The following is a 22197-nucleotide window of genomic DNA, read 5'->3' on the forward strand; positions in this document are numbered from 1 at the left end:
ATGAGCACCGACCGCGGCATCCACGTCGCCCAGGACCGCTCGCGGAGTCGGACCGACGCCGGCCGCCAGTCTATTCAGCGGTGGTGTGACATCGGCCACGAAGCACTCGCCGCCCAGGAGTGGGCGACGCTCCACGCAATCTGCGACGCCGAACTCCTCCCGCGAGTGGAGACGGCCCAGCGCGTCCTCCGGGCCACCGCCCGTCTCGCCGAAGACGCCGACCGGCCGTTCGACGCGCGGGCACTCCGACGGTACATACAGGAGTGCGATGGAACGGCTCACGTCGACGTGAACCCCGGGGTTGACACCGACGAAACCACGCTGCAGAACGTCGAAACAACCGTCGAGTCGGCGCCAGTGTCCGAGGCGGTGTTGACCACCGCGTTTCGCTCCATCTACACGATGCTCGCTGTCGCCGGCCGCGTCGACACCCAAGCCGAGACCGCCGTCCCAGCTGTGGAGTACGAACACCAGGTCGGCGAGCGCTACTACCGCGCGCTGTCGCCCGGGAGTCGTCGCGCCGAACTCATCGACCGCGACGGTGATCTCGAGGCGACGCTGTTCACCGGCGGCCAAGGCAGCGGGAAGTCCACGAGCGTCGAGACCATCGTCGAGGACCGCATCGAACGCGGCCACAAGATCATCGACCTGATGGACTTCACGAAAGCCGAGAACACGATGTACGACGTGCCGCCCCGCAACATCGACCTCCAAGAGGTGCGGGCGGAGATGGGCCTCGACGTTGGCTTCCAAGAGTACGACCCGCCGAAGGTGGAGGTTCGCGTCCCGTTGACGCCAGACATCGAGGACATGCAGTTGCCGTACGATACGGAGCGCGATGAGTGGGTCGTCAAGCCCTTCGCCGTCGCTGCGAGCGATCTCTCGTATCGCCAACTCGTGATGGTGCTGCCTCACGTCACGAAAACCCAAGAGCAGCACCTCCGTGCGGCATATCAGACGCTCGATCAGAGTCGCGACGACTGGACGCTCGCCGACCTCGCCACTGTCGTTCGCGAGGAGACGAACGCCGGCGACAGTATCGCCGACCGCATCGAGCGGTCGCTGGAGACCGCCCAGAACAAAGGTTTCGTCCGCGACCAGCAGGTCTCCGACGAGTACCACCTCGACTGGGAGACGATGATGCGAGACACCGACACCGCGACGGCGTTCTCGCTGTTCCCCATCACCGAGCAATCCGACAAACTCCTGTTGGCATCGTATCTCCTCGACGGGATGTACGAGGCCCGCAACGACTTACTCCGGAGTTTCTCACTCCACGACTACCCGACGGTGACGTGCGTGATTCGGGAACTCCACCAGATCGTGCCGTCCTCGAAGTCGCCGCAGGAAGCGGAGGCGACCATCGAGAACTACATGGTCGACACGATGTCGGAACTCATCGCCCTCGTTCGGCACGCCGACATCGAATTGCTGTGTGACAGCCAGAAGTTCAAACGCCAGCTCTCCGACGACGTCGCGAAGATGTTCACCCGCATCTTCGCGTTCGGCGGCCAACGGCCCGATATCAAGAAAGTGTTCCAGACACGAATCGGGAGCAGCACCGCCAACGAGCAGGCGCCGAAAGTCGCCAAGTACCAAAACGGGAAGTGCGCGATGGTCTCCGGCGACGGCTATTCGATGCCGATTCAGATGGCGCCGCCGCGGATGCATCACCTGGATGCGAAGACGGACGGCAACGGCCTCCGGTTCCGGACTGAGCACCCGACGCTCGACGAGGAACTACGCGAAGCGCCGTGGGATGCGTCGATTCCGCCGCGGCTGCGGTTTGACAACGTCGATCCGTCGCCCATTGCCGAGTTCTGGTACGAACACGTCCGCGAGACGCGAGATGCCGATGCCTTCGTCCCGAAAGACGAGCTCACGGAGGCGTACGCCAAGTGGAGTGACCTCCACGACAAGGCCCCGAAGAGCCACCGAGAGCTCCATACGTACATCTCGCGGAACTTCGATGTCGAGACGGGGCAACCCACCATCGACGGTGAACGGAAGCGGTCGTACCGCGCGATTAAGCTAACCTTCTGAACGCCATCGACCAGCCACCCATCGACTCATGCACACCTTCAAACCACCACCCGAGAGCCGGATGAACGCCTCGAACGATAACCCCGAGTCGTGACGACACCCGACTCAAGTACTGAATCCGCGGGCGCGATACGTGCGCCGCAAACTGAATCTCAAAACAGCAACACACCTCCCGCGTGCACAGCGCGTGGGAGGAATTCCCCCTTTTCGCGTATTCACCGGTTATGATTCATCATCACCCATCATGACGACGTACCAACTCGACGTTGAAGACTGGCTCTGGGACGGCTTCAAACAGACCGTCAGTCAGTCCGAGACACTGAATGACCCACTCGAAGCATCGGTCGCCGAGCGTGTCGCCGGCCACGACCTCGTCGACGACGAGCTGCAGGACCGCGCCGAAGCCTACCTCAACGGAGACCACCAGCGATGACGCTCAACCCCATCACCCACGCCCGGCGGCTCGCCGGCTACATCGCCGAAGACCCCCAGGGCAGCGACGGCCCACCGGAGCGCTGGGACGATACCTCGACGACCAGCAACGCCATCGGGTTCCTGAAACGGCATCCGTGGCTGTTCGTCGCCGGCCTGTTCTTCGCGCTGGCGACGCTGATGTTCTTCGTGCCCGTCCTGCCGACGGCCCACTACAACGGCTGGACGCTCGCCGCCGGCGTCTTCGTCGCCTCGAACGCCGTCACCGCCTACACCTTCCGGAAGAAAGGCATGCAGGCCTGGCAGGACTACGACCTCAACGTCCTCTTTACTGGTCGCGGTATCGTCCCTCGCGTCGGCAAGTGGGACGGCGACATTGACGACCGCCTGAAGGCGTTCAAAATCCTGAAGCAAGTTGGCCCCAGCGGCCTCAGAACCGCCTTCGAGCAGTTCCGCGACATCTATTCCCGGCGCGAAATCGAGCGTCACAAGGACAAATACCACCGCGTCGACACCGACGGCACCGGCGACGTCCGGCATGGTGTCCTGAAGAACACGACGTTCGAAGTCGACACCTGCAAGCACGATGTCGACGTGTTCCGCTCGATCAGCGTCTCTCATATCGGCCAGCCCGAAGAGCGCCTTGACGCCAAGGACTACGAGACCGCCGGGACCATCGCGCCTGTCATCGACGTGCGGACCAGCGACAAAATTGACAAGGCGTTCCGTGCCGAAGCCACCGCCCGCCGCCATTCTGACCAAGAGCTCGCTATCGTGAGCCAGCAACTCGATAAACTCGAAGAACACGTCGACCCAGCCGGACAGCCCCTATTCGAACGCACGATGGAGCTTCTCAACGAGGAGAAAGACCGCCGCGAAGCCGCCCAGTCGCGGTCGAACGCCGCCACGAACGGTACCGGAGGCGAGCACTGATGCGCCGGCAACTCCTCACCGCCGCGGCGGTGTGTGTCCTCCTGTTGACGATGCTGCCAGCCGGTATCGCCGCCCAGGAGGCCACGCCGACGCCGTCCGCGACGCCCGACCCCACGGCGACAGCGACGCCAACCCCCACCGAAACAGGCGGGAACACCACCGACGACGGCCCTGACGGTCCGGCTATCGGCACCCAACCTATCAGCGTCTATGTCGAACAACCCCGCTGGGTGAGTCAATCCGTCGACGAATCAACGAGCGACGGCCTCCGGCTCTACAGCGTCCAGGGCAACGTCCACGAACTCGCGCCGGAGGGTATCAACTCCTCGAACGTCGTTCGCTCCGGCGTTCGCGAGGACAACGCCGATTGGCGCTTCGACTCCGGGATCGGGCGCTGGGTGCTCGACGCCCAGGGCACCGCCGGGACGTACAACGTCTACTGGGTCGTCCGCGAGGACGGCTCGACCACGACGTACGGCGCCGTCATCAGCGTCGAGCAAGCCGAATACCAGCACGTCTCGCCCGGCCGCTTCGACGATCTCGAAAACGGCAGTGAGAACTGGCAGTGGGTGCGGGACCGCTTCGAAGGCGCCGGCCTGCTGGCGAGTGACGCCAGCGTCGACCAGGCGCGTGGCATCATCGGCGACGCCGTCACCTGGTACAAGTTCTACGTCAACCCGCTGTCGGCGTTGACCGGCCAGTTCTTCACGTTCCTGCTGTTCCTCGTGCGGTGGCCCGCCGGCTGGATCATCCTCGGCTCGATCTTCCTCGCGTTCTTCCTGTATCACCGGAAGACCGAGCGGGAGAACCGGCGGTTCAAACGCCAGTTCGCCCGTATCGAGGACGTTGACGAAGCCGAACGCCGCGCCGAAGAACGGGAATTGAAGCGGATGCTCTCGATGCAGACCTTCACCGACCTCGGGCTGTCGGCGTCGGATGCCGAAGCCATCAAACAGCACTGCGATGCCGACAACCCCCGGCAGTTCCTCGAACGCCTCCGGGACGGGCTCTCGGAACAGCACATCGTCCGGTTGCTGTTGGGCGCCCACGAGCAACGCGGTGACCACGTCCGCATCCGACGAGACGCCGACGGCATCGCCGACATGACAGTGCTCAAGGAACCGTACGACGGCGAATCCATCACGAGTGCCGACGGCGGCACCGTCCTCGACGACGAGAGCGACGAGGAGGTTCCGGAAATCGGGTACGTCAAGCCGACAGACCTCGATGAGAGCCAACTCCTGCAGTTGGATTGGACGGAACTCAACCCCGATATCCTCTGGGACGAGGAGGTCGCGGCGACGGACCTCGGGTTGCCGGTGGCGAACGACGCCCAAGCCGAGGACGACCTCGTCGCCGAGTGGGACATCCCCATCGGCGAGGACGGCCACGATTACTACATCCTCGAACGCCGCGAGGAGTTCGCCGAGCTGCTGTTGACGTTCATCCAGAACGTCGCCGCCAGCCAGTACACCGACGACGACGGCAAAATCCGGCCGGAGGTCGACCTCATCGAGTTCATGTACACGTTCACCAGCGTCGGCGCCGAGAAGTACCGGTGGTCGTTGCACGACACCGTCGACGTGCTGCTGTACAACCGCCAGCGCCTCGACGCCGACGACCGCATGGACGACCTCGCCGACCGGAGCCGACAGGGTGATGCCTGATGTTGGCCCAGACCGCCGCCGGGTACGCCGAGTCGCTGGCGTTGATTCTCGGCGGGTTGTTCGTCCTCATCCCGGTTCTCTACCTGCTGGCGACGTGGGCGCCGGGGCGTGAGGGTGACGAACGCCGCCACGAGAAGGCTATCACCAGCGAGTTGCGGTGGTTCGGCGCGACCGAGCAACGCCGCATCCGGGAGGCCGGCCACGCCGCCCGCATCGAATGCAAGCGACTGGCCGATAGCCAAAGTAAGGCGCGGTACCGGGATCGCCCCGGGAACTGGCTGCGGCGCCGCATCTCGCCCTCGACGGTCATCGTCCACGGGCGCCGCATCACCGACGGCAACGGCGACGACATCTACGTGTTGTGGATCGACCACTACCAGCTCGCCCACCGCAGTCTGGAGCAGTTACTCGAGGACGCCGAGACCGTCATCGAGCACCGCCTCGACCGGTCGCGGGTGCCGGCGACGAAGTCCGAGCGCTACTATCAGGACATGTCCGAGGGTTACGTCGATATCGAGGAGTTCCAGAAGCGCCTGCAGGGCGACTGCTACACCCGTATCGAGTCGAACATGAAAAAGAACGGCCGCCTCGACGAGGACGACCTCCGTGAGCGCCTCGTGTACGACGACGGCTTCCGGTATCCGCCGGAGGTGTTCAATCAGAAGCTCCGGCAACGCATCGGGAACGACATCCGCCGCATCCCGGAGAGCGGTGAGTTAGTCTGGGAACGATTTACCTGAGTTGTATACCGGTTACGAGATTCCCTGAAGGAGTACGATTAGGTTGTTAACGACTACGACGAGCCCCCAGAGAATCATGAGAGAAAACACTGCGAGTGCTAGCCTATAGACTTGCTGTTTTTGAGAGTCGCTGCCGAGCGAAAATAGCCACGTGAGGAGGAGTAAGCCCGTGATTGTAATAAAAAACAGTGGGACGTGGATTAGAAGTAAATCCACGATACTTCCTTCAAAATACGGCGCCATCAGTGGGTTTAATTCATCTGCCACGTCGAAGACTCGAATCGCGAGATAGGAAACGAACGGGTCTAGAATACCATGAATAGCAAGTGCAGCACCCCCTAAAATCCAAACTCGTTGGAGTCGATATTCTTCTTTTATTTCAGAATGAATTTTCAATACCGGTCGCATTAATCTGGGTATTATTTCGTTCTGTCAACAAAGCCAGCTACCACTAACTTTTCTTCACCCATCTGAGAAAGTGTCCACCTCGGTTGTCCCGTCACTTCGTTCAAACGAGACAGAGAAGGTATCGAGATTCCCATTTGGATACCTCACATTCGTCACCTCTATTTCGATCTGTGTTCCAGCTGGAATATCTCCATCAGCAGTATAGATGATTGAAACAGCAGCATACCCCCTATCAAAGCTTGCATCGTTATTTTGGAGGCTCGCACTACTGTAATCTATATCATCAGATACAAAGGGATTTGCATTTTGAGTATCATCTAAATTGATAGTAACTGTCTCGCCATCCGGAAGAGTCTGATTGACTGTGAAGGTAAAGAATTGATTATCCGGTGAATCATTCTTATTAAGATTGCCTGCGTTCACGCTTGTGAACCCTCGAACCCCATCACTTGGTGGCGTAGTCGAATCGTCATTGCTTCCACTCCCGACGTTTTGTTTCGCGGGGCCCTCATCTGGCTCTGACCGAATCCCGACCGTATTCACTTGCAGTTCGTTCGAGTCCTGCGTTGTGTCAATCGAGAACTCGAGGCCGTGGATGCCGGTCTCATAATCATCCTCGGTAACCCCGTCGTAGAATGACTGGCCCTGCATTGCGTCGCCCCAGTACTGATCCGCTGTCAACCGCGTTGGGACTGTAATATCGACGTCGCCGGTCGGAATATCGTCTGCCGTCACCGCTTCAGTTGGATACAACTCCAATGTAGCTCGACCGGTCCCGGACTGGTCAAACTCGTTCTGTAACGCTGTGATTCGAAGCGTATTCCCGTCGGTCACCAGCTGTTGATCCTCGTAGATCACCCGCCCCCCGTCCTGCGTTTCATCAAGGTACAGAATCGAATTCTCGTACCACATTGACCCGACCTCCAAGTTATTGTACCCATTTCGGTATTGGATGAATCGCGTCGAGATCGTCTCCGTGTCAGACCCATTCGTGATGACAATATCGTAGCTATCGCTCGTTTGAATTGTTCCTGATGCCGGAGGAGGATTGACCGCGAAAATCCGGGGCGGGTAATTGGTCCCCATTTGGACGGTGGCAAATTGCGAAACATCCGCTTGCCCCGCCGTCAGGATAGAACTTCGGACGCTGACCATATCACTCCGGACCTCTTGGAAGTGCTGGAACTCGATCTCGGAGTTCTCTTGCGGCACGACATAGGCTTGGTTCATCGAAATGAGAATGACGGCAAAGGCGAGGAGAAACATCGCTCCAATGAGGGCTGAGATTCCCCGAGAATCATCCCAAAACGAACGTTCAGGGCCGGGTGACGACATTTGCTGACTTGGACAAGGAGCCTCGATTGCTTGAATATTGGGTTGCCAACTATTCCAGTGAATAGAGTGGGTGAGGTTGAACGTCGCTGGCCGAAACTCGACTACCGTAATCCACCTACTCGCTCAGAACCTCGCCCACCGACTGCGTCTCCGGGTCGATGGTGAACGCCGTCCCGCAGCGACAGCTGTGGCCGATGTACTCGGCGAGCGTCGTGTAGTGGCGCTTCGTCTCCCCACACCCCGGGCAATCGACCGAGAAGCGTTCGTAGGACATACTCGATAGAGGACCGGCGCTCGCAAAAGCGTTGGCCGGTGACAATTCTCCCTATCGTATCTTCGTTTGATTATCTGATTTCGAATCCTGAATTCTGGGCTTTGGATCATCCTTTGCGATTGATGTAGCGAGACGCCGATTTCGAGCGTACTCTGCTTCATCAACTCCATCAAGCGACTCTTTCGGGATATGGTGTGGGAGATATCCTGTGATGACATTTCGGACTAAAATGATGGTTAGAGTGAGCCAGAACGCCCCACCAACGAGGGTTGCACCACTGACTAACGATGAGTTGGTCAAGAGCAACCAAGCAGAAACTGTGTAAACCCAGGTGAACCCAACCGGTAGGAATCGAAGGAAGACGCCCCAACGTACGTTTCCAGACCGTATTGCAGACAGTACCACCGCCAGCAGTGAGGAGTCATCGGGCAATTCTGTTGGTGGCACACCAAACGCGAAATAGCAGAAGTGTTTATTTATAACAGACTGAGTTTTGCTGGATTTCATCCCTGCGTTGTCTCCGAATATCATCAGTGAAGCCTGGTGCAGCCAAATCGCCGAATAAATCGACAGTGTTGTGAGAGCATACAAGAGCACCTCAGGAATCTCCCACCCGACATAGTACAACTCTATAGGTGTATTGGTAATTAACAGGTACACGAACGTTGCTGGTACCACGTACAGTAGGCCGTAGCCGGAGTTCCCCAATCCCTGAATCGAACTACCCAACATAGAAGGAAAATACATCGCGAAAGCCGCATAGTTGTTTTCACCCGAAGGGGGCCGGACTCACGCACTGACTGAATTTCAGTGTCCGAGAACCACTGCAGTTGCGGTGGGAGGTGTCCGGGAACTGCCCGAACCGCGGACGAAAAGCCGCTCAAAGAGAAGCAAAAACCAGCCCTTGGGCGAAAAAACTAGTACGTTTCGTCCGTAATACATACAATACAGACACCATGTTTTTCGAGAAACACGACGAGTGGGAGGATTACAAAATCTGGCTGTCGCAAAACGAGATTCAGCGATTCCTCAATACCACCAGCGACAGTCAACACCGACTGGCATTCGAGTTGGCTGTCCGGTGCGGGCTCCGGAGCGACGAGGTCCTTCGAGTCTGCCCCCGAGACCTCAAGGATACCGAGGCCGGGAAGATGCTCCGTGTTGACAGTGCCAAGTCCGACGGGAAACGGCAAACGCCAGTCCCGGCGGAGCTCGCGACACGAATTGAAACGATCTCCGATGTCCGGCCAGAATCAAGCGATGAGCCACTCATCGATGTCACAACCCGAACCCTCCGACGGTGGATACACAGGACTGGCGAAGAGTTGGCACGAGAAGAAGAGGAAGAAATGTGGGAATACCTCACGATGCACGACCTTCGGCGGACGTGGGCCACATCACTGAAAGGAGCGGATGTGGACGCTATGATCGTCTGTGACTGGGGTGGATGGTCGGACTTGGAGACGTTCCTCGACCATTACCGCGGGAAGTTCAGCCCCGAAGCTCAACGGAAACAGCGAAAAAAAGTGGAGTGGCTGAACTGAAGTCTGGTATCAGAACTGGGCGGTCGTCGGCATAATCTATAATATCTTGGCAGCTAGTCTCTATCTTGGCCAAGGAGCCCACCCCAAATTGGTTACCTTGGCCATTCTACCGTGGTGAGCGATGCATTAGCCGTAGCAACACCTACATGCATCTGCAGCGTTGCCGTCAGATGAACCATGTGGGGTGGGGAAGAACTGGACCGGACACAGCGAGTTCGACGCCTGTGGCTACTTTTCGGAGTCGGTGTGTTTCTCCACGGCGTTGTCGACCCAGCCATCACGGTCGTGGCGCTCACGTGGGCTCCCGGACTCGGCGAGGCAAACCCCCTCATCCGGTATGGCCTCAACAGAGGCTGGCCGACCTTTGTCGGACTCCACGTTATGCTCTTCATCGTCGTCGGCGTGCCATTCTGGGGGATCACACGACTGGTACGAACCGGCTCGGCGGACGCGAGTGAGCGAATATACTATCTCATTTCGCGTGGACTCGTTCTCGTGATTCTCTGGGGGCTCGGGCTGGTCATGTGGAACCTCTATGCCATACTGTTTCTCTCGAGTTAGCGGGGCAGGGTATCCACGGGCCTAATTTCAGGTTGCTACCAGTTTGGTTTGCATATAGCTTTTTTACCTTTCAGCGAATACCCCATGTGAGTGGGGACCAATGGGCATCATAAACGGGGACCGGGGACAGTCAGAGGTAGTTGGCGCGATATTACTGTTCGGGATTTTCATTCTTGCACTGGGACTGTTACAGGCGTACTTCGTCCCACAGGAGATCTCGGCCACAGAGCAGAATCACGTTGAAGAAGTCTCTAGTGACTTCACCGAGATGTACGCCTCGATTGGGGATGCAGCCGGCAGTAACCGTGAACGAAGCGCCAGTCTCTCCCTGGGGACTCGATACGGCGTATCGACGGTGTTTCTCACGCCACCACCAGCCCAAGGCACGATAGAGAGCGAGTCTGTTGGGTCATTATCAAGTGAAAACGGCAACGAATTCTCGGACCTGGATGGTCCGCTTGTTGAGGAGCTCTGTGGCTTGGATGATGTCGAGACGAAGGCCATCACCTACGAGGCTCGATACAATGAATACCGGAATGCGGCGTCACACACGTATGAAGCGGGTGTGCACTACCGGATGGTCGATAGCGCAGGGCTGCGAAACAGCCAGCGATTGGTAGACGAAGGCGAAGACGTCACCACGATTCACTTGGTGCCGATCACCCACGGTTCGATTCGTGAATCCGGAATCTCGAGAGAACCAATTACGTTCATTCCCGGTGGGACTGCAGAAACAGCACCGTTTGCCGGGGATTCCAGTGACCCTGTCACGATTCGTATCCCAATTCAGAACCAAGCAGGGTGGGATGCAACGTTCGATGGGAGCGTGGTCAGTACGACAGCCAACACGGCGCTATTGGAGCTTGATGATGACAGCGAAACGTATCGGGTTCGATGCACGCCGGTCGGTATTAATACGGCTCCGGATAACTCGCCATCTTCGGAATTCAGAGGGGATACGGAGAATGATGACGAGGATACAGGTGCCTTCAACCCAATCGGCAATGGCGCTCTGATCTTACAAGAAGGGTCCACCGCTGGACAGCTCAACTTTGAGAATACCGCGATTTCGGATAAGACGGTTACTCAGGTACGAATACCGTGGATTCTAAATCCAGGACAAAACACGGACGAGTTCGAACTTGACTTCATGCTGGATAGCTCAACGATTACCGTCGAAACAGGCAGCACGACGTGGACCGATACTGGTGGATGGACCTGGGAAGATGAGACAGATGTCAGCGGCTCTGAGAAGAGCATCGGTGTCGATGGTGGTGGTGGCGATCCAAACACTGGCTATGGAATCGTGTTCAAGTTCGAGGACGGAACGACGGAGACGTATCTCGTTTCTGGCTCGAATGGTGGGAACAACAATAATAATGGTAATGGAAATAACAGCTGAATTGATAGCTCCTAGTCCAACTGCATAATTCTGCCTTTGCCGCAATTTTAAATCAGTACCAGAGGCGGCTTGTAAGACACAATCGCCCAGTCAGCTGGTTCTAAATTTATTACAGGACGTCATTTTGAAAAGACGTCATAATATCTGACCCCTTGTGAGATAGGGGCCGGTTACTGACCGTGAGTTAGTGAACCGGCTGATCATTTACCACGGCGAATAACCTCACTCCGCGCGTTCCGGTCGGCCTGTTCAAATTCTTCGTGATTCCGAGCGAGGTATTCGAAGAACGAGTGCACCGGAAGGTCTGTATCATTGTTCAGTTCATCCACCTCGATGCCGCTTTCCCCGGCCTGTTCAACCGTCTCGAACAGACTCGCCATCTCCTCGAGGTACTCGACCGTCCAGCCAAGATCTCGTTGGTCCAGATCGATAGCGAACCGCTGGATGTCTTCATCAATCGGCACCGTCGCGCTGGCTCGTTTTTCAGGCATCATCCCATCGGATGGCCCGCCGCTTGATTAGCACTGTGCCGGCATCGGCTGACTCCACGGCACGGATACCTCACCTCGGAAATGAGAAATGGAGTTTCGAACAGGTGGCCACGCATCCCCCTCTTGGCTCAAAATCTGCGGAGGTGGCTCCCATCGGCGACGACAGAAAGCTATCTTGCAGCCCGGCGACCGAGGACGAATACAAAGACTGCAATCAGAATTGCACCGAGAGCAGCCTGACTGGTGACTAACAGTCGGGCAATCTGCGAGGTCGGTTCGGGCTGGAAATCACCTAACCCCAGTGTCGTGAATGTGAGTGTGCTGAAGTAGAGTGCGTCAACCGGGTTCGCTACGAAGCGATTACTGGCGTCCCTAATGAGGTCGAACTGGCTGTAGATAACGGCATACGTCGCAATGATAGCGACCGCACACGTGACAATGCGGCTAAGGCTTTCACCATATTTGAATACAGCCCGCGACAGTCGGGCGAATCCCCACTCCAGGTACTCACCATTGCGCCAATGTCGTTTCCGCTGCATATCCTGCCGCAGGACGAACATCTCGCTCTGGAGCGACGGTCGAGCGTTCTCACGAGCTAGTTTCTCGAAGGTCTGGTAGGTGTCTGCTGCTTTCCCTAACTGATTCGTCGCTTTTTCAGAAGCCGTGTCTATGATTGCTGGATCATAACCGCACCTTTGTGGCGGGAAAATTGGGGACGTCTGCCACCAGTTCGCCTCCGAGATTCGCTGCTCTTCAGCGCGAAACTCTGTACCGTCGTTAATTTGTACATCAGTGAAGGTCGCTCCGTGTGGCCGACAATTCGTTAGGTTTGCGTCGAAGAGATTCGCTCGAACCAGAACGGCATGTTCAAGATCTGCATTGGTGAGGTCAGCCGCCGATAGGTTCGTGTCGGTGAGGTCTGTCTTCCTGAGATTCGCGTTAATGAGAGTGGAATCGGAAAGGTTGGCGTCGGTGAGATTGGCTCGTAAGAGTTCTGCATCGGTGAGGTCTGCCTCCACGAGAGTTGCGGCAGTAAGGTTGCTATCCCAGAGGTTTGCTTCAGTGAGATTGCTCTTCCAGAGATTGGCCTCTGTGAGATTAGCATGCCTGAGTGATGCGTTGGTGAGGTCGGCATTGGACAAGACCGAATTGGTGAGATCTACCTCTCGCAATTCTGTGTTGATGAGCGTGGCATCCTTGACATTCGTATCTCGTAGGTTGGCACCTCTGAGCTTCGCATCCGTAAAATCGGTTTCTGAGAGAATCGCATTGCTGAGATCGGCGTTCTTAAAATACGTGTTGGTGAGGATACCAGACCAGAGGATTGCGTTACTGAGCGTAGTATCTCGGAGGTTCGTGTTGGTAAGGTCGGCCTCCCAGAGGGTCGCCTCTGTGAGGTCGGCCCCCACGAGAGTCGCGTCGGAGACATCGGCATTTCTGAGGTTCGCCTCTGTGAGGTCGGCCTCTTCAAGATTCGTCTCAGAAATGTTACTGTCACGTAACATAACACGTCCAAATGTCACTGCATCCCCCAACTGAAGTCCGGACAGCTTTGCTCCGTCGAGAAGTTCAGCGACATCCGAGGTCTGCTCCCGGATGTCCGGTGGTGCGCATGCCTGCTGCAGCGCTTCAGGGGATTTCGAGACTTCGTCCGAATCGGCATGCCAAATGCAATGGTCCGAACCTTCCACCACCTCCCTCCAGCAACAGTTCTGATGATCCGCTGATTGAGGGGTTGAATAGTCTTCGTCCCACGTGAATCCACAGCGGCCCGCTGGCACCTCAGACATAGGCGATTAGTTTCACCCTTGCACTACAAAGGTTGTTGAGGGACCCAAACCTTCGTACGTCAGTGTCGGTCCGACGAGGAGCCACCTGGTGATCTTCCGTTCGTTCCTGTTAGCCGACTCAATCCAAGTACTGGACGTACTGGTCGAACACATGGCGGTCGGCGACCAGTTGGATGTGCTCCTGGTAGCCAGAGTTCACGTTTCGGCCTGCAGCGTCTTGGAACATATACTCGGGGATGCTGGCGTAGGAACTCGGCACGATCAGTTCGTCGATGTGCGACCAGACTGCGGTGTACTCGACGCCGTCGGCCAGTCCGTCGTCGTTGAGTTCATCCATCATCGTGCTCCGCGGAATCATGTCGCGGCCACCCGCAGTCACGAGACCGACGTAAGAGACGTACGTCCCCTGGTGAGGGGAACCGAGCGTGACGAGATCGTCGACATAGTCGGCGGCGCTCTCCTTCTCGATGGCCCAGCGGGCGTCGAGACCGCCCATGGAGTGGGTAATCAGGTCGACAGGGCCGCCGGAATCGTCGGCGACGCGTTCAATCTCACGAGCGACGACCTCGCCGTACTCCGAGGGCGAATCGACCGTCGTACCGGGGATGTTTCCGAGGCTTACCTGATGAATCTCCGCCTCGTCGTACCCCACGTCGCCGAGGTATCCGGTGATAACATCCCACCATGGCGTGTCGCCGGTGTCCATATACCCGTGGACGAGGAGGATGTGGTCTCTTCCCGATTCAGCGCTGGCTGTACCAAGGCTTCCAGCGCCGAGGAGGGCCGCACTGCCGGCAGCTGTCGAACGGAGTACTGACCGTCGTGTGGTAACACTTCTTTCGGACATGACCTCCCAGCCCTCCGCCACGGAGAAGTTTATTCCCCCGGACAGTACAGGTTTATTAAGAGGCAGTGGTGTCCGGATACAGGGACCGAACGTGGGAAGGTCGAGTGGCTGAATTGAGAGTTACTATGCCACAGCTAAGGTTGATACTGAATTTGGGAAAATCCGGCTCTGTTGAAACCGTATGAATTCAACACTTCTGTCGATGAAGGATTGTTGGGTGGGCGTGCGATAGTCACGATTTAGCGCGCATCTCGGATAACCAATTAACACCTCTCCCACCGAGATAGCCGACCGCAAACGCGGCTGTCCCGAACACGATAGCCGCGAGTGCGGACAACCCGAGTGAGATTGGGTCGAAGAAGAATTCGAGCTTGCCAGCGAGTGTTTGACTCGACAACCCGAGAAACGCCCATTCAGCGAAGAAGGCGGCGTAGGCGCCGAACAACGTCACCCACGCGCCGAGAAGACTACCACGCCGATAGCCAATCCCCGCTGCCGCGACGCCGCCAACGAGCGTTGCATCCGAGGGAAGGAAAACGACGCCACCGTCGACGGTGAAGCCGCCGGTAGCGTACATAACGAATGTGCCGACAGCGATGACGACCGCAATCAGCACGTCGAGCCGACGCTCGAAGCGATCTGCGAACAGGATTGTGTGGAGGACATCACGCATATTGACAGTCTTGACCACACCTTTACAGGTGTTTCGCCATCTGGGGTAGCGGTGTCATCGACCAGTTTTCTCCCCTAATCACCGAGGGAAGGAATCGATTAGGTGAGCGAACCGCGAAGCACTCGATGCAGCCCCTACACCTACCGATCTGCCGCACCAATTCTGTTAGCGGATGAGGATTTCAACAGAGCCGAAAGTCCCGTAAAGGGCTCAACAGCAGCTAAAGCTAGATCATGAGACTACGCCTTTCCACTCACGCCATTCTAAGTTGGGGTAAAGCGCTGTGAATTGCTCCTCAGTGGGGTCAGATGTTCCGTCACCATCAGTATCGACGATGGCCATATCGGGCTCTCCATCGTTGTCGACATCGACGACCGTCGCAGCAGTTTCTGTACCGTTCACCTCGACGGTTGTGGACCGCATGTCGTATGGAGAGCCGCCCTCGCTTTGATTGTCTCCACTTGACTCGGACTCGGAGTCATTCATCAGACCCTCAGGTGGCTCAGTCGGTACGTCGGCAGTTCTGACTGGGACGCTATCGGGCACCGAGCCGTCAGTTGAACCCTGTCCGTCGTTGCTCTCGGGTCGGTCATCATCCGTTTGTTCCGTATCGGATGCGTCCGGGGGGTCAGGGGCCGGGGCCGAGCCGCCTATATCAGGGATACTTGGTTCTGGTGTCGGGGTGCTGGGCTGTGGGGTTGCCGTTGGCTGTGGAGTTAGCGTCGGCTGTGGGGTTGCCGTCGGCTGGGGAGTTAGTGTCGGCTGTGGGGTTGCCGTCGGCTGGGGAGTTAGTGTCGGCTGTGGGGTTGCCGTTGGCGTCGGGGTGGCAGGTGCTATGACATCGTAAGTATGTCTGTCCTCTGCAAAGTGATCTCCATCTCGGTCTTCAACAATGACGGAAATGATGAACCCGTTTCCTACTCGCTCACGTGGAATCGTGGCGTCTACTGATACCGTTGTAATCGCGAATTCGCCGGTCCCTGTTACGTCTTTGCGGACCTCTCTGTCGAGATAGGCTAAATATACACTTACCTCACCAGACTCTGCATCCGGCAATTTATAGCGTATCTCGAACTCGAAGTTATATTCTTGCCCACCTATCAGTGCATCATCACCCGCAGGTAACGCGGAATCGCGGGCCAAATCAACGGCAGCGTTGAAATCCGCAGCCGCAGTCTCACTTGTGAGTATCATGGCCCCAGAGGCTGGTGTCAGAACCAGCAGAACTGATAATGCAACACTTACCAATCGAATTCTGGAGATCATACTGATCCCCCCTGTTAGATTGGTAGCTCTACAACGACGCTGTAATTCTGAATTACATCCCCCCATTCGCATGAGCATCAACACAACAAGACTGATCATATAATATGCAGATGGTTTATCCCGGTAGAATAGGGCAGAGCCAACTGAATCGAAGACTGAAGTATAACTAATCGTTCATCATAATGAATCCGTCAATCAACGTGGGATAAGAGAGATTGTCCGGTAAACGGTTTATTCTGCTTGGTAACGATTGGTCGAAAATCCAGTCAGCGGGAAATCGTAGATGAGCTTCTGGAATTAACATATTAATGATGGATTAGTGGCCGTTTTGGTTGTAATAGGCTACGGTTCGACATAGCTCTGAATCTCTTTAGCGTTTCCTTGGTTTCTCAACGCCGGTCGGAGATGTAGGATGTCGACGCGCTGCTTATCGGGGGTTCAAAATCATCTCGCAAATGATTATTTCGTAAAACTAAATCCGAATCCTCTGGTGGCAACCTATATGAGCCAGGTCCCAGCGCAAACGCCCCATCAGGAATCCCTCGACGAGTTCTTCCAGCGCGTCTCGACGGATCTCATGGCCGTCGCGACGAATTATCGCGCCGTCGCCGCGGTGACCGAGGCCGCCGCCGGCCTCGAGACCCCACCCACAATCCAACTGGCTGCTCCCGAGGCGGCACTCAAACCACTGGACACCCACTTCACCGTCGGCTGGCTGGCCGCCGATCTCATCGACATGGGCGCGCTTGAGCTGGTTACGACCGACACCGTCCCCGATGGCACGCGACTGACGGACGGCCAGGAGGCGTGGACGCTCACGATGGTGGACAAAACTCCGCGTGTCGTCGCTCTTGGAGACACAATCGTCGCCGAGGCCGTCGAAGGGACCGTCACCAATCGAGACGACGCCGATGGGTTCCGCCTTCGAACTGTCGGGCGTACACAGGTCCTCGAAACGCTGGCCGAGACCTTCGAGCCGGCTGTCGCCGATGACTTCGAAGCCGGGGTTGCGGCCGCCGCACCGATTGCTGAATCGGCGCTGACACCGTATCACATCGCGCTGTTAGTCGGCGCACGCCACGAATACCTGCAGTACGAGTTCGGGCACTGGGCCGAGGACATCCGCTTTACCAGCCAGGCGACGCTGTCACGTAAGAAACGGGCGCTCAAAGAGGCCGGGCTGGTTGAGACGACGAGCGTGAAACACGATGTCGGGCGCCCACGGCATCGACTCCATCTTAGTGGGCCGCTGGCTGGGTGTGACGATATCGAGGCGGTTGTCGATCGGGCCGAGGCGGAGTTGGAATAGCGATTGCAATGAGCCTGAGAGACCAAAGACGGATCCAGTAACCGGTCGACAAACTGTGGTAATCGTTCGCGGTCCGGGCGGATCGTCAAGCGAATGTGCTTCAAACCGGTGCGTTGCCCGTGCAATTCTATTAACCTCTGTCACGGCGTCCTGAACCGTCGGTGGAGCATGGATGCGTTGATGCGGTGCCCGGATGTCTGCACAGGAGCAGCTATTGGACGGGAACGACGGACTGGCCGAGTTGTCGTCTTACCCTACTCACAGGACTATCGATTCGAAAACGCACTCCTCGATTTTCCGGAGATGATCGCCGACGGTAGACGGTGCCAGACCGACCACCTGGGCAACATCTTCGTGTGTTGCCTCGCGCGGTGCTCGGTAGTATCCGACATCTACGGCTGCCCTTAGCACTTCTTCCTGGCGGCTCGTCAGCGGCCGTGTGAAGCTCTGAGCATCCGGGTCGTACTCACCAGTCTCCATGATCTCGACATCAAGGGTGTCCATATTCTCCGCCTCTTCGAAGATCGCCCTAAACGCCGATTCATCGCCTAAAATGGTGATTTTCTGGGTTCCTCCGACTCCAAATAGGATTGGCGTCTCGACGACGATGTCGGCCTGCTGTTGCCACTTTAGAAGTCGTCTGACTTCGTCAGTTGGGTCAAACTGACTTACTGCCATCCACCGTTCATCGCCCGAAAGCATGTACGCGTCGACGGCGGGTGATGACGACATGATCTCTTCGTATCGTACCCGGTTACCGATCCCTTCAGCGAGTGTGAGAACTGTCTCGTTATCGAGAAATTCTACGTGGTGGATCGCCTCTCGCTGTATTGATGGCTCCTCAGTGAGCTGCTTTCCGAGTGGGTGAAACCCATTTCCCTTGGTAGGGGACAGACGCATCGTCACATACCGCATACCTCATCCAGTCAGTCACCAAACTTAAAAGAACGCGGATAACCCCCATTGACTCATTCCGTTCTTCGAGTGTGTATTCAAATATGACGCAGAAACAATCTCCAAAGACGATACCGTCTAATCAGGTACAATCGAATCGGACTGTCGACGGCGAATCGGCTCAGAACATCGCTATCGTCGGTGGTGGGATTTGCGGGCTCACCTTGGCGCTCGCGCTCGAACAGCGCGGTCACGCGCCGACGGTATACGAGGCCGCGTCTGAGTACAGACCAGTCGGTGCGGGGATTCTTCTCCAGACCAACGCGATGCTCGTCTTCGACCGGCTCGGTATTGCCGACGCCATCTGTGACGCCGGCAGGCAGCTAGAGGGTGGTGGACTGCGCTCACCGGACGGCCCGTTTATGACGCGGTTCGACCTGAACGACGTCGAACGTTCCGAATTCGGCTACGGATTCGTCGCTGTTCACCGTGCCGACCTCCAACGGATTCTCCTCGATGAGCTGGACACCAACGTGCAAACTAACATGGCCTGCACAGCGGTTGTCGGGACCGACCCGCCAGTCGTACACTTTGACGACGGTACCAAAATCAGTCCTGATATCCTTGTCGGGGCTGATGGTATTCACTCGACAATCCGTGACGCCGTGGCCCCCAGCGTCGATATCCGTCCCCTCGACGGTGTCGCGTATCGCGCACTCGTCACTCTTGACTTGCCAGAACCGTACCTGACGCAGGGGTTCGATATCTGGGGTGACGGCACCTATACGGGTGGGTCTCCTATCGACGAGAATCGATTCTACTGGTTCGCAACCGCACCCGAACCGCTCACCGGGGACCACGCTGCACCCGAGGCGGTCAAGTCGTCTCTCCGTAACCACCTCACTGGCTACCCTGAACCGATCCCGGAAATTTTGGACGGACTCGATCCTGCTGACATTATCATGACCGACCTCAAGGACCTGCCCTCGCTCGACACATGGTCACGGAACCGTGTTGTCCTTGCCGGCGATGCCGCCCATGCCATGCTTCCGTTCGCTGGCCAGGGCGCTGCACAAGCGATCGAAGACGGGTTGATGCTTGCCGACGCGCTCGCCACGCACGAGGATCACGATCGCTCGTTGAATACCTACGAGTCCGAGCGCAAGCCTCGTGCGGACCGCGTACGCCGCGAATCATATCGCCTCGGGCGCTTCGGAACGATGCAATCTACTCTCGGCTGCCGTCTCCGGAACTTCGCTATCGATACGATTCCCGATGCGGTATTTCGTCGGGTTCGACGGCGCCAGGCGGCCGGCACCTCACTCCCGGAGTGAACGTCCACTCAAGAGACAGGACAACCCGATCTAATGTGTCACCAGAGAGTTCTTAAGACGCGAAGAGGCCGTAGTGAAAGCTCCTGGGACAACTCGTAAAACTCCTTAGCCAAACGCTACAACACAGAGGATATCGGAAAACTCGGTTCAGTGGATGTTTGTGATATACGGTAGTTTGGTGTGACATCTTCCAGGGCGCGAAAGGTTTTCTAATACGCCTCATATTGCTTCTCGCGGTCGTTTTCGGGGGTTTTAACCCGGTTTCTGCCTTCCCAATCCGTTCGATAGCAGTCTCGATTGATATAGTCCTCTAGGACTCCCGAGAAGGAAAACCCCGACCCTCAAAATGTTTCAATCGATTCGCTGGTTGTCGTAAGAATGGACGGCTGTATAAAGGGGCTGTAAGCCAAGGGTCGTCTGTTTATACTCCTTTTGGTAAATCGGGACGGCCAAGAAGTAATGGGGACGGGCCTCGGGTAAATGATGTATGGACTTCCGGGTGGAGGACGTACTGAATATAAAGACTATCGCGTTCTACGTCCTCGGTCCCGCTTTCGTATTTCTCGGGATATCTGCGATACTTTCGGGCGGCATTTTCGGTGTCCTCAGTGGCCTATCCTTCCTCATAGGGGGCGTGTTTTTGATGCCGCCGGTGCGAAATGCCCTATTCACCGCTGTCCAGAAGGCTGGTGGACCAGCCTTCGGCAGCCTCGGTACTGCTACGGTGGCGCTCGTTATCGTCGGGAGTCTTCTCTTTGGAACGCTCCTGATGCCACAGTCGGGCGGTCTCAGTGGACTCGACGGGCCACCCGATGACGACACTGTCACGTCTGGCGAACCGGCCGCTACCTCAACTCCGACACCGTCGCCAACAGCAGAACCCACTGCGACGCCAACTGCGACCAGCCGCCCGACGTCTACTCCTACCGCGGCACCGACACCAACAGCAACACCGCGGCCGACAGCGACCGCCACGCCGACGCCGAGTGGTCCACAGACAGCGTGGACCGTCACCGTCGTCTCAGTGACCGATGGAGACACGATGGATGTTCGATTCGCCAACGGTAGTGTGGAGACGATTCGGCTCCTTGGGGTCGATACACCGGAGACCTCGGTGACGCAGGTGTCGCCCGACGAGTGGGAAGACATCCCGTCGACGACCGATGGTCGCGACTGGCTCGCCAACTGGGGGCAGGATGCCAGCCAGTATGCCGAAGACCGCCTCGCCGGTGAGGAAATCTATATCGAGACCGACCCAGAAGCCGACCGCCGAGGCTACTACGGCCGACTACTCGTCTACGCCTCTCAATCAGAGTCGTCCTCGACATCGTTCAATCTGCGATTACTCGAGAACGGATACGCTCGCTACTACAGCAGTAGCTTCTCGAAGCGTGATGTCTATCAAGCGGCCGAATCCGACGCCCAGAATGGCAGGATCGGTGTCTGGGACTATACGGCTCCGTCCACGCCCGAACCAAGTTCAGGCGGTGGCTCGGCAGCAGGTATCGAAGTCGCTGATGTTCATGAAGACGCTGATGGCAATGACCATGACAACCTAAACGGCGAGTACGTGACTCTGGAGAATACCGGCGGCGAAGCCGTGAACATGGGCGGCTGGACCATGTTCGATGCAGCTAACCACACGTACTACTTCCTCTCTGGATTCACGCTTGATGCTGGCGACGAGGTGACGATCTACACTGGCAGTGGCTCAGACTCCAGCTCGGAGTTGTACTGGGGGAGGGATAGGGCGGTTTGGAATAACGGAGGTGACACAGTCCACGTCGAAACAGACAGTGGTGACACGGTCGTCGAATATCCATACGACTAACCGGTTAAGTAATAGCCGTATCTGACAGTCTGTCGTATAGGGGTCGGTATGTGGCACTGACTACGACATTTTGCTGGCGCTAAAACTACGGATTTATCCCTATCGTTTAAATTGCCGCTCGCCTCGCCGTCCCACATCTCATATCCAGAAGCAGTACTTTCACCCCGCTCTATCAATCCTTATCAGTAGTTGAAAACACGCCTATTCTATTCAGTAGTGCTTCCAAGCTCTGGTCGGTATCAGAAGGGCTCAGAGCAAGAGGAATACCGCCGTCCGTACACACGTAAGAATACAGTCAATTTGGCCTTCAGATCAACTCGCTCGCCGTCGCATACCCGCCGTCTTTGCAGAAGGCTTCGACTCGGCGGGCGAGCGAATCCGGTATCTTTGGTCGCATCCGTAAAGTTAGTCTACGGGCCGCCA

The 22197-nt window shown here is 57.2% G+C and carries 19 protein-coding genes; 11 read left to right on the forward strand and 8 right to left on the reverse strand.

Annotation, left to right across the window (positions count from 1 at the left end; all coding sequences use genetic code 11):
• The 5 genes from GJ631_RS10715 to GJ631_RS10735 all read left to right on the forward strand — a co-directional run bounded on the left by GJ631_RS10715 (nt 1) and on the right by GJ631_RS10735 (nt 5815).
• Nucleotides 1-2043 (forward strand): hypothetical protein, encoded by a 2043-nt coding sequence (locus tag GJ631_RS10715; RefSeq protein ID WP_156709156.1) that lies wholly within the window; start codon nt 1-3, stop codon nt 2041-2043.
• Nucleotides 2044-2287: 244 nt separating this feature from the next.
• Nucleotides 2288-2476, forward strand: coding sequence for a hypothetical protein (locus GJ631_RS10720; protein ID WP_156709157.1), 189 nt, complete (start codon nt 2288-2290; stop codon nt 2474-2476).
• The gene (locus GJ631_RS10725) at nt 2473-3408 is read left to right on the forward strand and encodes a hypothetical protein (RefSeq protein ID WP_156709158.1); all 936 of its coding nucleotides are present in this window, start codon (nt 2473-2475) and stop codon (nt 3406-3408) included. Before GJ631_RS10720 ends, GJ631_RS10725 begins: the two co-directional genes overlap by 4 nt.
• Nucleotides 3408-5075, forward strand: a complete 1668-nt coding sequence (locus tag GJ631_RS10730; RefSeq protein ID WP_156709159.1) for a hypothetical protein — start codon at nt 3408-3410, stop codon at nt 5073-5075. Before GJ631_RS10725 ends, GJ631_RS10730 begins: the two co-directional genes overlap by 1 nt.
• Nucleotides 5075-5815 (forward strand): hypothetical protein, encoded by a 741-nt coding sequence (locus GJ631_RS10735; RefSeq protein WP_156709160.1) that lies wholly within the window; start codon nt 5075-5077, stop codon nt 5813-5815. Before GJ631_RS10730 ends, GJ631_RS10735 begins: the two co-directional genes overlap by 1 nt.
• Nucleotides 5816-6277: 462 nt before the next feature.
• Here GJ631_RS10735 and GJ631_RS10740 read toward each other — a convergent pair whose 3' ends face one another.
• Nucleotides 6278-7489: a hypothetical protein gene (locus GJ631_RS10740; protein ID WP_156709161.1), complete on the reverse strand. Its 1212-nt coding sequence runs from the start codon at nt 7487-7489 to the stop codon at nt 6278-6280.
• Nucleotides 7490-7673: 184 nt separating this feature from the next.
• The gene (locus tag GJ631_RS10745; protein ID WP_156709162.1) at nt 7674-7832 is read right to left on the reverse strand and encodes a hypothetical protein; all 159 of its coding nucleotides are present in this window, start codon (nt 7830-7832) and stop codon (nt 7674-7676) included.
• Nucleotides 7833-8788: 956 nt separating this feature from the next.
• Between GJ631_RS10745 and GJ631_RS10750 the strand changes: the two genes are divergently transcribed.
• The 3 genes from GJ631_RS10750 to GJ631_RS10760 all read left to right on the forward strand — a co-directional run bounded on the left by GJ631_RS10750 (nt 8789) and on the right by GJ631_RS10760 (nt 11339).
• Nucleotides 8789-9376, forward strand: coding sequence for a tyrosine-type recombinase/integrase (locus GJ631_RS10750; protein WP_156709163.1), 588 nt, complete (start codon nt 8789-8791; stop codon nt 9374-9376).
• A gap of 246 nt (nt 9377-9622) precedes the next feature.
• On the forward strand, nt 9623-9937 hold the full coding sequence (locus GJ631_RS10755; RefSeq protein ID WP_156709164.1) for a hypothetical protein: 315 nt from the start codon (nt 9623-9625) through the stop codon (nt 9935-9937).
• A gap of 100 nt (nt 9938-10037) precedes the next feature.
• Nucleotides 10038-11339 (forward strand): hypothetical protein, encoded by a 1302-nt coding sequence (locus tag GJ631_RS10760; protein ID WP_156709165.1) that lies wholly within the window; start codon nt 10038-10040, stop codon nt 11337-11339.
• Between the two features lie 200 nt (nt 11340-11539).
• Here GJ631_RS10760 and GJ631_RS10765 read toward each other — a convergent pair whose 3' ends face one another.
• From GJ631_RS10765 to GJ631_RS10785, 5 genes are all read right to left on the reverse strand, one after another.
• Nucleotides 11540-11830, reverse strand: coding sequence for a hypothetical protein (locus tag GJ631_RS10765; protein WP_156709166.1), 291 nt, complete (start codon nt 11828-11830; stop codon nt 11540-11542).
• Between the two features lie 170 nt (nt 11831-12000).
• The gene (locus GJ631_RS10770) at nt 12001-13521 is read right to left on the reverse strand and encodes a pentapeptide repeat-containing protein (protein WP_197424985.1); all 1521 of its coding nucleotides are present in this window, start codon (nt 13519-13521) and stop codon (nt 12001-12003) included.
• Nucleotides 13522-13738: 217 nt separating this feature from the next.
• Entirely contained in the window at nt 13739-14488 is a 750-nt protein-coding gene (locus GJ631_RS10775; protein ID WP_197424988.1) for a hypothetical protein, read from the reverse strand.
• Between the two features lie 211 nt (nt 14489-14699).
• Entirely contained in the window at nt 14700-15140 is a 441-nt protein-coding gene (locus tag GJ631_RS10780) for a hypothetical protein (protein ID WP_156709169.1), read from the reverse strand.
• 231 nt (nt 15141-15371) lie between these two features.
• On the reverse strand, nt 15372-16406 hold the full coding sequence (locus tag GJ631_RS10785) for a hypothetical protein (RefSeq protein WP_156709170.1): 1035 nt from the start codon (nt 16404-16406) through the stop codon (nt 15372-15374).
• Nucleotides 16407-16908: 502 nt separating this feature from the next.
• Between GJ631_RS10785 and GJ631_RS10790 the strand changes: the two genes are divergently transcribed.
• On the forward strand, nt 16909-17715 hold the full coding sequence (locus GJ631_RS10790; protein ID WP_156709171.1) for a DUF5821 family protein: 807 nt from the start codon (nt 16909-16911) through the stop codon (nt 17713-17715).
• Nucleotides 17716-17973: 258 nt separating this feature from the next.
• Here the strand turns inward: GJ631_RS10790 and GJ631_RS10795 are convergent, their stop codons facing one another.
• Complete coding sequence (locus GJ631_RS10795) at nt 17974-18630, reverse strand: helix-turn-helix domain-containing protein (protein ID WP_156709172.1); 657 nt, start codon at nt 18628-18630, stop codon at nt 17974-17976.
• Between the two features lie 83 nt (nt 18631-18713).
• Between GJ631_RS10795 and GJ631_RS10800 the strand changes: the two genes are divergently transcribed.
• Nucleotides 18714-19943 (forward strand): FAD-dependent monooxygenase, encoded by a 1230-nt coding sequence (locus GJ631_RS10800; RefSeq protein ID WP_156709173.1) that lies wholly within the window; start codon nt 18714-18716, stop codon nt 19941-19943.
• A gap of 487 nt (nt 19944-20430) precedes the next feature.
• Nucleotides 20431-21774, forward strand: coding sequence for a lamin tail domain-containing protein (locus tag GJ631_RS10805; RefSeq protein ID WP_156709174.1), 1344 nt, complete (start codon nt 20431-20433; stop codon nt 21772-21774).
• Nucleotides 21775-22197: the final 423 nt, after the last annotated feature.

The organism is Natronomonas sp. CBA1123, assembly GCF_009741925.1.
Taxonomy (GTDB): Archaea; Halobacteriota; Halobacteria; order Halobacteriales; family Haloarculaceae; genus Natronomonas.

What these genes read in the sequence shown, in the direction of transcription:
- GJ631_RS10745 (WP_156709162.1), bottom strand. Translation starts at nt 7,832, where the DNA reads ATGTCCTACGAACGCTTCTCGGTCGATTGCCCGGGGTGTGGGGAGACG.
- GJ631_RS10715 (WP_156709156.1), top strand. Translation starts at nt 1, where the DNA reads ATGAGCACCGACCGCGGCATCCACGTCGCCCAGGACCGCTCGCGGAGT.
- GJ631_RS10760 (WP_156709165.1), top strand. Translation starts at nt 10,038, where the DNA reads ATGGGCATCATAAACGGGGACCGGGGACAGTCAGAGGTAGTTGGCGCG.
- GJ631_RS10725 (WP_156709158.1), top strand. Translation starts at nt 2,473, where the DNA reads ATGACGCTCAACCCCATCACCCACGCCCGGCGGCTCGCCGGCTACATC.
- GJ631_RS10730 (WP_156709159.1), top strand. Translation starts at nt 3,408, where the DNA reads ATGCGCCGGCAACTCCTCACCGCCGCGGCGGTGTGTGTCCTCCTGTTG.
- GJ631_RS10795 (WP_156709172.1), bottom strand. Translation starts at nt 18,630, where the DNA reads ATGCGGTATGTGACGATGCGTCTGTCCCCTACCAAGGGAAATGGGTTT.
- GJ631_RS10720 (WP_156709157.1), top strand. Translation starts at nt 2,288, where the DNA reads ATGACGACGTACCAACTCGACGTTGAAGACTGGCTCTGGGACGGCTTC.
- GJ631_RS10765 (WP_156709166.1), bottom strand. Translation starts at nt 11,830, where the DNA reads ATGCCTGAAAAACGAGCCAGCGCGACGGTGCCGATTGATGAAGACATC.
- GJ631_RS10750 (WP_156709163.1), top strand. Translation starts at nt 8,789, where the DNA reads ATGTTTTTCGAGAAACACGACGAGTGGGAGGATTACAAAATCTGGCTG.
- GJ631_RS10740 (WP_156709161.1), bottom strand. Translation starts at nt 7,489, where the DNA reads ATGTTTCTCCTCGCCTTTGCCGTCATTCTCATTTCGATGAACCAAGCC.
- GJ631_RS10800 (WP_156709173.1), top strand. Translation starts at nt 18,714, where the DNA reads ATGACGCAGAAACAATCTCCAAAGACGATACCGTCTAATCAGGTACAA.
- GJ631_RS10785 (WP_156709170.1), bottom strand. Translation starts at nt 16,406, where the DNA reads ATGATCTCCAGAATTCGATTGGTAAGTGTTGCATTATCAGTTCTGCTG.
- GJ631_RS10735 (WP_156709160.1), top strand. Translation starts at nt 5,075, where the DNA reads ATGTTGGCCCAGACCGCCGCCGGGTACGCCGAGTCGCTGGCGTTGATT.
- GJ631_RS10780 (WP_156709169.1), bottom strand. Translation starts at nt 15,140, where the DNA reads ATGCGTGATGTCCTCCACACAATCCTGTTCGCAGATCGCTTCGAGCGT.
- GJ631_RS10805 (WP_156709174.1), top strand. Translation starts at nt 20,431, where the DNA reads ATGGACTTCCGGGTGGAGGACGTACTGAATATAAAGACTATCGCGTTC.
- GJ631_RS10790 (WP_156709171.1), top strand. Translation starts at nt 16,909, where the DNA reads ATGAGCCAGGTCCCAGCGCAAACGCCCCATCAGGAATCCCTCGACGAG.